Origin of the sequence: Aeromonas sp. A35_P, from assembly GCF_002259925.1 — a bacterium.
Lineage (GTDB): Bacteria > Pseudomonadota > Gammaproteobacteria > Enterobacterales > Aeromonadaceae > Aeromonas > Aeromonas dhakensis.
In genome coordinates this window covers 20,315-29,190 of sequence record NZ_NEVB01000200.1, presented here as the reverse complement: position 1 = coordinate 29,190, position 8,876 = coordinate 20,315, and the positions used below count along the sequence as shown (strand labels likewise).

The following is an 8,876-nucleotide window of genomic DNA, read 5'->3' as shown; positions in this document are numbered from 1 at the left end:
GTAAAAGAGTTTTAAGAGATTGCTTATATGACTCTTTCACCGTTTCACGTTGGGAATGACTAACCATTTCTAAACACCAAACCCTTCTTCAAGTTTATCTCTTTATGATTTTGCGGCGTAAATCGCCGTAAAACCTAGTTTTAATAAACTAACACAACAAAGGGAAGTTTACCATTTTTTCTATTTACGGCGCATAACGCCGTATAATTTCCATTTGTTAAACCAGCCTAGCTATTAACCCAAGCGATAAAATATCAAGCCCCATCCGCAGAGGTACTTATTGGCTCAAACCTATGAATAACATGGGCTACAAAGCGGTTTGTGTCATGAACTGCAAGCAACATGCCCTACGAGAAAAATTTGTACACACTGTTTGTACACTCGTAACAATGACACATCAAAAACAACAATGATGACACCTTTAAATTCAAAAGCTTACAAACAAATACTAGAGATGATCGCATTTATTCCGCTTTTGTAATGTCGAAACCAAAGTACCAAAAGCAAGAGGTACTTTCTTCATCAAACCCAGTAACCACAAGGCCTACAGCCAGATTTGTGTCATAGAATTTTCGCCAAAGGCCTCTAAAACGGAATTTGTACTCAAGTTTGTACACACTTTCCGAGGTTACGTTTGAACATCATTGAAAAGCAAAGAAACGAGAAAAAGACAAAAAGCCTTTAAATTCAGTATGTAGAGATGTGATTATGGTGTGCAATGAAAGGTGCTTTTAAGCGTTGAAAGGCTGGGCGGCATCAGGGTGCGAGATGATCGCAAAAGTGCGTCTCTTGGAGACTTCACTCAGAAATTCAGCTGACATAATTCAACGTTCTTCTATTGGGCGGCGGCCTTAAGCCACCGTGGGATAATTCCGGGATGCCGCATTGACTCACGGTCCGGCATGGATACGCAACGGGCCACTCGGGCGGGCATCAGATCCGCCGGTGGAGAGAGGAAGAGGGTTGCGTTACATGGGTCTTCTCGCCTGAGCCAAAGCAAAATTGCGCGACATTATACCCGCGCGAGTGAAAAATACCCAGCCCGGCTTTGCAGGGTGATACCCACTATGCGGCCCGCATCACCCGGTTGCGGCCCGCCTGCTTGGCCCGGTACATGGCCTCGTCGGCCCGCTGCACCAGCCCCCCAAGGCTCTCGTCGAGAGGGCCTTGCTGAGCGCAGCCGATGCTGACGTTGACAAAACGCCCCTCCGGCATCCCCTCGATGCGCAGTTGGGCGATGCGATGACGGATCCGCTCCGCCACCTCGACCGCCTCGTCGAGACTGGTATCGGGCAGCAGCACCAGAAACTCCTCACCGCCGTTGCGTCCTACCCGATCGAGGGAGCGCAGCTGGGCGGCGATGCAGCTGGCGACCGCAGTCAGCACCTTGTCCCCCATGTGGTGGCCCAGGGTGTCGTTGACCTGCTTGAAGTGATCAATGTCCAGCAGCAGCACCGAGAAGGGCTTGCCCTGCTCCCGCGCCTGCTTGAACAAGGCCTGGCCCCTGGCCTGGATCTGGCGGCGGTTGTGCAGCCCGGTCAGATCGTCGGTCATGGCGAGCCGGCTCATCTTGCGGGAGCGGTTGAACTGGTGCAGCGCCAGCATGCCCATCACCAACAACAGCAGGATCACCACCACGTACTGCCAGTGACGCCGCTCCTGCAACTGCTTGAGCTTGGCCTCCTGCAGCAGCTGCTTGGTCTTGAGGGCCTGGTTCTCCAGCTCCTTGCGAGCCAGATCGAACTCGAAACGCATCTGCAACGAACGCTGCTCCCTGAGTACCCGCTCCAGCGAGTGCTTGGTCTCGACAAACAGCTTGAGGTTGGTGAGCGCGGCGCTGATCTGCCCCTGCTGCTCCAGGATCCGTGCCCGCTCCTCGTAGACCCGCGCCAGGAAGCGCTGGTTTTTCTCCTTGACGAAGATGGGCTCGGCGCGGGCCAGGTAGTAGAGCGCCTTGGTCGGATTGCCCTGCGCCGCCTCCGCCATGCCCATCACCAGCTGCCAGTGGCCCAGGGTGACGCTGTCGGAGCTCTCGCCGCTGCGCAGCTGCGCGTCCGCCTGATGCAGCTCATCCATCGCTTCGGCCACCTTGTTCTGGTTGAGCAGTATGGTGGCTATCTCGACCTGGACCCAGGCCAGCAGCCCCGCTTTTTGCTGAGAGCGATAGAACTGTTCGGCCATCTCCATCAGCGGCAGGGCCCGCTCGTACTCCCCCGTCTCGGCATAGAGCAGCCCCTGCTGAGAGCGGATGTCCACCAGTCGCTCCTGATCCCCCAGGGTATCGTAGGTGTGCTCCAGCTCCTTGAAGTAGCCTTCGGCCCGCTCGTAGAGCCCCATTCGCCGGTAGGCGTTGGCGATCTGGGCCAGCACCTCCCGCGCCTTGGCCTCCTGCCCGAGCGACTCGAAGCCATTGTGTGCCTCGATAAGCTCCATCAGCCCCTCCGCCAGCTCCCCCTGATAGGCCAGCATATCGCCGCGAAAGCTGAGGATATCTGCCTCCTGCACCCGATCGCCGAGCCAGCGGGCCAGTACCAGCGCTCGCTGGTAGTCAGCCTTGGCATGCTCCATGTTGCCAAGCAGCTGCTGGTGAAAGGCGCGACAGGTGAGCAGGCCGGTCTCGGTGATCCTGTCCTTGCGGGCCCGGGCGCTGGCCAGCTCCTTGTCGGCGAAGGCCACCACGGCGCGGTACTCGTTGTCCCACTCGGCAGGCATGGCCCAGCACTGCAGCCGCACGATGCGCCCCTGCACGTCGGGAGGATAGGCATCCTTGCTCGCCACCAGCGCGGCGATGCGCAGGCGGAACATGCGGTCAGGCTGGAAGCCCTCCTCCAGCAGCTGCAACTCGCGGGAGAGCTGGGGCTCGGTCAGCGGTGCCCGGGCCGCCCAGGCGAGGGGCGTGCACAATCCCGTCAGCAGGATCAGGGTCATGATGCGTTTCATGCCGGTGCGGTTTCCCCTCTGGTGGTACGGCTAGGCAGGTGTGTTCACTATGGCAATCATATCCTGCCTTGTTCACGCACACAGCCACCAGAGAGAAAGAGAAGGTATGGGCAAGATCCGGCGAGCCTTCACACAGCCCCCTCGAACCCCTTTACAGATGGAAAATCAGCATCGACTATAAGCGCCATCCAACACAGGGAAGCGCGGGTTGATGACACATCAGGAGCTGCAGGCGGCCTACGACAAGCTGCTGCAGGAGAACGAACGGCTCAGGCGGGTCGCCGACGATGCGCGGGAGAAGCTGGAAGCCGCCATGGACGGCACCGGCCTGTGCATCTGGCAGAACCATGTCCCCACCGGCAAGCTCATCATCTTCAACCGGCGCTGGGGTTCCATGCTCGGCTACCAGCCCAAGGAGCTGTCGGCCCACTTCGACGTCTGGCGCGAGCATCTGCATCCGGAGGACAGGGAGCGGGTGCTGCAGGCCTTCTTCGATCACCTGAGCGGCAAGAGCCCGTTTTATCAGGTGATGCACCGGATGATCGCCAAGGATGGCAAGATCACCTGGGTGCTGGACCGGGGCCGGGTGGTGGAGCGGGACGCACAGGGCAACCCCATCCGGGTGATGGGTACCCACATCGACATCACCCACGAGAAGGAGTACGAGCAGCAGCTGGCCCGGCTCGCCCACCGGGATCCCCTCACCGGCCTGCTCAACCGCACCGCACTGCAACGCCAGTTCCCGCAGGAGTACCAGGCGATCTGTTTCATCGATCTCGATGACTTCAAGCAGGTCAACGACAACCTGGGCCACCGTGCCGGCGACGAGCTGCTGATCGCCCTCACCCGTCGGCTGCGCGACTGCTGCGAGGAGGGGGTGAGGATAGGCCGCCTCGGCGGCGACGAATTCGTGCTGCTGCTGCCCTGGGCCTGCGACGATCCCCGCACCAGCCACCTGGCCCGCCAGTGCATCGACGCCATCTCCACCCCGTTCGAGCTGCCCAACGGTGACGCCTCGGTGGGATTGAGCATGGGGGTGGCGGCGATCCGGCCGCAGGATGATTTCAGTACGGCGCTGGCCCGGGCCGACCAGGCCATGTACCGGGTCAAACGCAGCGGCAAGCGGGGCTTTTATGTCTCCCAGCCGAGCGGCCAGCCGCTGCTGGATCAGGAGCAGGTCAACGAGCGCGGGCTCGGCCACCAGCCCCGCCCCTGAACAGGGTCAGATGGGCAGTGGCCCCATCACCTTGACCGCCCGAATGGCGAAGTGGCTGCTGATGTCGTTGACCATGTCCTGGGACTGCAACCGCCGGATCCACTGCTCGTAGGCGGGCAGGTCGGGCACCACCACCTCCAGCAGGTAGTCGTAGTTGCCGGAGACAGTGTGACAGCTGATCACCTCCGCCATGGCCGCCACCGCCTGCTCGAAGGCCTCCACCAGCGGCTCCCTGTGCTGACTGAGCCGCACGTTGACGAAGATGGTGATGCCCAGCCCGAGCTTCTCCCGCGCCAGCACGGCGCGATACCCCCGTATATGGCCCTCCCCCTCCAGCCGCTTCAGGCGCCGGGCACAGGGGGAAGCAGACAAGCCGACCTGCTCCGCCAGCTCCACTGTGGTGAGGCGCCCATCCTGTTGCAGCAAGCGCAGCAGATGTAAATCAATCCTGTCGAGCATATTGGTGATATCCGGTAAAAATCCCTTTTTGATTGGCTGAAACTAGCAATTACCCCCAAATATCTCAAACAGTTTGCCCTGCAACACCCTCCCCCCTGGCGTGATAATGAGCCGGGACACGCCATGGAGGGAGCCCGATGTCATTCACACCATCACCCCGTTGCTGCGGCTGGGCCGCCGCCCTCGCCACCGTGCTGCTCTGGTCCGGTTTCTTTCTCTCCCTGCGTCTGGGCGCCGAGGAGAAACTCCCGCCACAGGCGCTGGCGCTGCTGCGCTTTGGTATCCCGGCCCTGCTGCTGATCCCCTATTACTGGCGTCACCGCATCCGTCTGCGCCGCACGCCCCTGCGCTGGCAGCTGGCCATGCTGGCGGGAGCCGGCCTGCCCTTCTTCTGGCTCGGCGCCACCGGCATGCAGCTGGCCCCGGTGGCCCAGGGCAGCGCCCTGATCCCGGGCACTGTGCCCCTCATGGTCAGCCTGCTCGGCCTGCTGCTCTGGCGCGCCCCCTGCCCCCTGCAGCGGCGCTGGGGGCTCGCGCTCATCGCCCTGACCACCGCCATCCTGTTGCTGGGCGGAGAACCGGGATTATGGCAGGGGCAGCTCTGCTTTCTGGGGGCGGCCCTGCTGTGGGCCCTGTTTACCCTGGCGGTCAGACGCAGCGGACTGGCGGCGCTGGATGCGGCCGCGCTGGTGGCGGTGCCGTCGGCCCTGTTGCTGCTGCCGACACTCCTGTGGAGCCCCTTGCCCGCCGTGAGCCATGTCAGCATCTGGCTCTGGCAGGGTCTGCTGCAAGGGATAGGCGCCGGCTTGCTGGCGGCACTCTGTTACGCCCACGCCATCCGCACCCTGGGCGCCGAGGTCAGCTCGGCGCTGGGCTCGCTCACGCCCGTGATGGCGGCCATGCTGGCCTGGTGGCTGCTGGGGGAGAGCGTCACGCCGCCGGTGTGGCTGGCGCTTGGCCTCTTGTGTGTCGGGGTGGTGCTGGCCAGTCTGCCGGCACGGCGGGTGTCAGCTGCGCTGCCAGCGGCGCAACAGGCGACCGCGCAGGCCGCAGTCGAGTAGCCAGCTGTTGTCGAACACCCGCAGCAGCGCCGGTTTGGCGTGGCGGGACATGGCCACCGCGTGGAAGCGGGTCTGCTGCTTGCGCTGGCGGTTCATCCGATCCAGCAGGCTGTGGGGCAGGCTCTGGGCGATAAAGTCGGAGACCACCAGCACGTCCGCTTTGGCAAAGGCGGGGTCATCCAGCTTGATCAGGGCCTTCTCGAGGCAGGGCACCAGATCGGTGCCGCCGTGAAAACTCATGGAGAGGAAGCGCTCCGCCTTGTCGAGCCCGGTGTCGGCGGTGATCTCCAGAGTCGCCACCTCGGTGGAGAAGAGCATCAGGTAGCAGCCCCGCTTCTCATCCATCGCCACCTTGAGCAGCGCCAGAAACAGTGCCTTGGCGCACTCCTCCGGGTATCCCCCCATGGAGCCCGAGGTGTCGATGCAGACGATGAAGGGCCCCCGCTGCTGCAACTGCCGCCCGCCAAGCTCAGGGGTGCGCAGCATGATGCGCTGGCGCGGCAGGGTGCCGCGCGACTGGTAGCTGAGCAGGCGCCGCTCCAGATAGCGGCGGTAGAACTCCAGCTCCAGCTCCGGCAGCGCCAGCATCACCGCTTCGCTCGGCAAGAGGCGCATCAGATCGCTGGCGGGGTGGATGCCCACCAGATCGTCCGGCACGTCGTCGGTCTGCACCTCCTCCAGCTCGTGCACCTGCACCGGCGGCACTGGCGAGTCGTTGGCCCGGTTGTCCTGCTCGCTGCGTCCCAGCAGGTTGGCGATCTCCGCCAGCAGCGGCTCGCGCTGCAGCATGCGAGCGTACTGCTTGACCAGCACCAGGCTGCGCTTGTGCCAGCTCCCCTGCGCCAGATCCCAGAGCCCGCCGGCGGAGATCTGGTTGGGATCGAGCGCATCGGCCAGGGTGCGGCTCGCCAGCAGCTGATCTTCTATCTCCTGGCGCTGCTTCTCCCGCTCCGCCTCGGCGATCTGCTGCTGCAGCTGCAGCAGGCTGCCCACCAGGCTGGTGCGCCACTTCTCGATCAGCAGCTGACGCTGGCTGTCGGTGGGGTGGGCCATCAGCTGGCGCACCAGGCTGCGCGCCTCGCCGGCAAAGGGGCTGTACTGCTCAAGCCCGTCCAGCAGCGCCGGCAGGCGTCCCATCAACTCGGCCAGCGGCAACCCCTTGTGGGCCTGATAGAGACGATACTCCTGCTCCAGCGCCACCGGCACCGGCTTGTGGCGCATCTCCTCCCCCAGCTGATCGCTCCAGCGGCGGATGCGCTTTTGCAGCAATTTGCCCTGCAGCGGGGAGCGTTTGATGAACTCGGAGATCTTGGGGGTGGAGGCCAGCAAGAGCGCCATCTCGCCCGCCAGCTCCCCCTCGCCCATCAGCAGCCCCAAATCCATCATGCCGATCTCAAGCATGGCGGCCTCCGATGGTCTGGCTCATGGCCGCCCCCTTCGCGCTCGCCATGGTTCAGGCGTCCAGTTGCGGCAGCCGGTCGTGCAACTGGCTGATGTCGGTGCGCAGCTGATCCAGATCCCGGTTCAGCACGAAGAAGCTGTCCTCCACCTGCTGCAGCCAGTGACGACCGATGAAGAGGTGCTGCTGATGGCGCTCGAACAGGTTGCGCTGGCGCTTGAGCTCCTGCGCCAGCACGCCGGCTTCAGCCAGCAGCTCGGTCAGGGCCGCCTGCCAGGGGGTGATCACCACCTCGGGGATGGGGGTGCGCTCCACCAGCACCAGCGGGATCTGCTGGCGCTGCAGATCCAGCACGTGCAGGCGCAGCTCGTCGTCCAGCACCAGCTCGTAGTGACCCTCCTTGGGGTTGCCAAGCGGCCAGCCCACCAGCGACTCCCCGGTGGGGTGCCAGTGGGAGAGCAGGGTGCGGTCGAACACCAGCGTCTCCACCAGCCGCTCCGGGTCGTCGCCATCCAGCGCCGCCGGGGTGAGCAAGTGGAAGTGCACCTGCTTGCCGAACGGACGGGCGTTGGCCAGCGGGATCTGGATGCCGCGGGCGCGGCGCCCGAACCACTGCTGGCGCTTTCTGGCCTTGCAGCACAGGCGCTGGGCCACGCTCTGTTTGAGCTGCTTGAACTTGTCCCGCAGCCCCATCAGCTGACGGGTCATGGTCAGCTGCTGATAGCCGTAGAGGCGGGAGAATTCGGTCATCATCTCCAGCAGGGCTGTACGCGAGGCCTCGTCATGCCAGAGGCAATCCTTGAACAACAGCAGATCGAGCGGGGCCACCTCGTCGCGGCCGTTGAAAAACGCGCTCGCCTTGATCAGCCGCACTGCCTTCTTCCAGCGCCGATCCGACACGTAGCAGCTGTGGGCCAGCTGGCTGTCGAGCTGCTGACGCAGCTGATAGATGAGCTCGAAGCAGTCGTCCGGCAGCCGGACCCGGTCGATCTGCTCCTGCCACGCCAGATACTCCTCACCGTGGATCTGCACCGAGGGCGGCAGATTCTGGTGGGACTGGCCGTCGCTGGCCAGCATGGCCTGGAAGTTGGCCTTCTCCTGCACCCGGTCCATCCAGATCCGCACCAGCATGCGGTCGTAAAGCGCCTCCAGCCCGCTGTCGGGGGCCGGCAGTTCGTTGGAGGCGGTCACCAGCAGCCGCATCGGGATGGGGTGCTGGCTGTCGCCGTTGCGAAACTGCCGCTCGTTGATGGCGGTGAGCAGGGTGTTGAGGATGGCGGGGCCCGCCTTCCAGATCTCGTCGAGGAACACCACCTCGGCCTCCGGCAGGTAGCCGGCGGTGAGCCGCAGGTACTTGCCATCCTCCTTCAGAGCCTGGATGGAGAGGGGGCCGAACACCTCCTCCGGCGTGCTGAAGCGGGTCATCAGGTACTCGAAGTGGCGCGCCTCATGAAAGGCCAGCTTGAGGCGCCGCGCAATCAGGCTCTTGGCGATGCCGGGCGGGCCCAGCAGAAACACGCTCTCGCCGGACAGGGCCGCCAGCAGGCCGAGCCGCAAGGCATCCTGGCGCTCGTAAAGCCCCTCGCCGAGAGCCGACAGCAGGCGTGGCAGCCGTTCGTGAATGGGGGCGAGACGAAGATTCTGTGATGCTAAAGGTGGCATAGGCGCACTTCCGATACTGGGGTTGTCTGAACCGGCACACCCGCGACGCGATCGAAGGTTCCCTGTCCTGCTTGTTGTATTGTCGGGAGGCCGCCTCTGGCTCGCACCGGTCGGTTGCCGGGCGCCGGAGCGCCTCTCC

At 63.4% G+C, this 8,876-nt stretch carries 6 protein-coding genes; 2 read left to right on the top strand and 4 right to left on the bottom strand.

The genetic code is table 11. The annotated features are described in order from the left end of the window. Positions 1-1,065: 1,065 nt before the first annotated feature. On the bottom strand, positions 1,066-2,928 hold the full coding sequence (locus CAK78_RS22695; RefSeq protein ID WP_141214190.1) for a GGDEF domain-containing protein: 1,863 nt from the start codon (positions 2,926-2,928) through the stop codon (positions 1,066-1,068). 223 nt (positions 2,929-3,151) lie between these two features. Here CAK78_RS22695 and CAK78_RS14265 point away from each other — a divergent pair, with 223 nt between their 5' ends. After that, positions 3,152-4,156 (top strand): sensor domain-containing diguanylate cyclase, encoded by a 1,005-nt coding sequence (locus CAK78_RS14265; protein WP_094697692.1) that lies wholly within the window; start codon positions 3,152-3,154, stop codon positions 4,154-4,156. A gap of 6 nt (positions 4,157-4,162) precedes the next feature. On the opposite strand, the gene CAK78_RS14260 is transcribed toward CAK78_RS14265, so the two are convergent. Then, positions 4,163-4,615, bottom strand: a complete 453-nt coding sequence (locus CAK78_RS14260; RefSeq protein WP_043169196.1) for an Lrp/AsnC family transcriptional regulator — start codon at positions 4,613-4,615, stop codon at positions 4,163-4,165. Positions 4,616-4,752: 137 nt separating this feature from the next. Between CAK78_RS14260 and CAK78_RS14255 the strand changes: the two genes are divergently transcribed. Continuing rightward, positions 4,753-5,676 (top strand): DMT family transporter, encoded by a 924-nt coding sequence (locus tag CAK78_RS14255; RefSeq protein ID WP_094697691.1) that lies wholly within the window; start codon positions 4,753-4,755, stop codon positions 5,674-5,676. Here CAK78_RS14255 and viaA read toward each other — a convergent pair. After that, positions 5,623-7,077, bottom strand: a complete 1,455-nt coding sequence (gene viaA, locus CAK78_RS14250; RefSeq protein WP_017787533.1) for an ATPase RavA stimulator ViaA — start codon at positions 7,075-7,077, stop codon at positions 5,623-5,625. The two genes, CAK78_RS14255 and viaA, sit on opposite strands and share 54 nt — an antisense overlap. 52 nt (positions 7,078-7,129) lie before the next feature. After that, positions 7,130-8,737, bottom strand: a complete 1,608-nt coding sequence (locus CAK78_RS14245) for an ATPase RavA domain-containing protein (protein ID WP_094697690.1) — start codon at positions 8,735-8,737, stop codon at positions 7,130-7,132. Between the last annotated feature and the right edge of the window lie 139 nt (positions 8,738-8,876).

What these genes read in the sequence shown, in the direction of transcription:
- CAK78_RS22695 (WP_141214190.1), bottom strand. Translation starts at nt 2,928, where the DNA reads ATGACCCTGATCCTGCTGACGGGATTGTGCACGCCCCTCGCCTGGGCG.
- CAK78_RS14265 (WP_094697692.1), top strand. Translation starts at nt 3,152, where the DNA reads ATGACACATCAGGAGCTGCAGGCGGCCTACGACAAGCTGCTGCAGGAG.
- CAK78_RS14260 (WP_043169196.1), bottom strand. Translation starts at nt 4,615, where the DNA reads ATGCTCGACAGGATTGATTTACATCTGCTGCGCTTGCTGCAACAGGAT.
- CAK78_RS14255 (WP_094697691.1), top strand. Translation starts at nt 4,753, where the DNA reads ATGTCATTCACACCATCACCCCGTTGCTGCGGCTGGGCCGCCGCCCTC.
- viaA (WP_017787533.1), bottom strand. Translation starts at nt 7,077, where the DNA reads ATGCTTGAGATCGGCATGATGGATTTGGGGCTGCTGATGGGCGAGGGG.
- CAK78_RS14245 (WP_094697690.1), bottom strand. Translation starts at nt 8,737, where the DNA reads ATGCCACCTTTAGCATCACAGAATCTTCGTCTCGCCCCCATTCACGAA.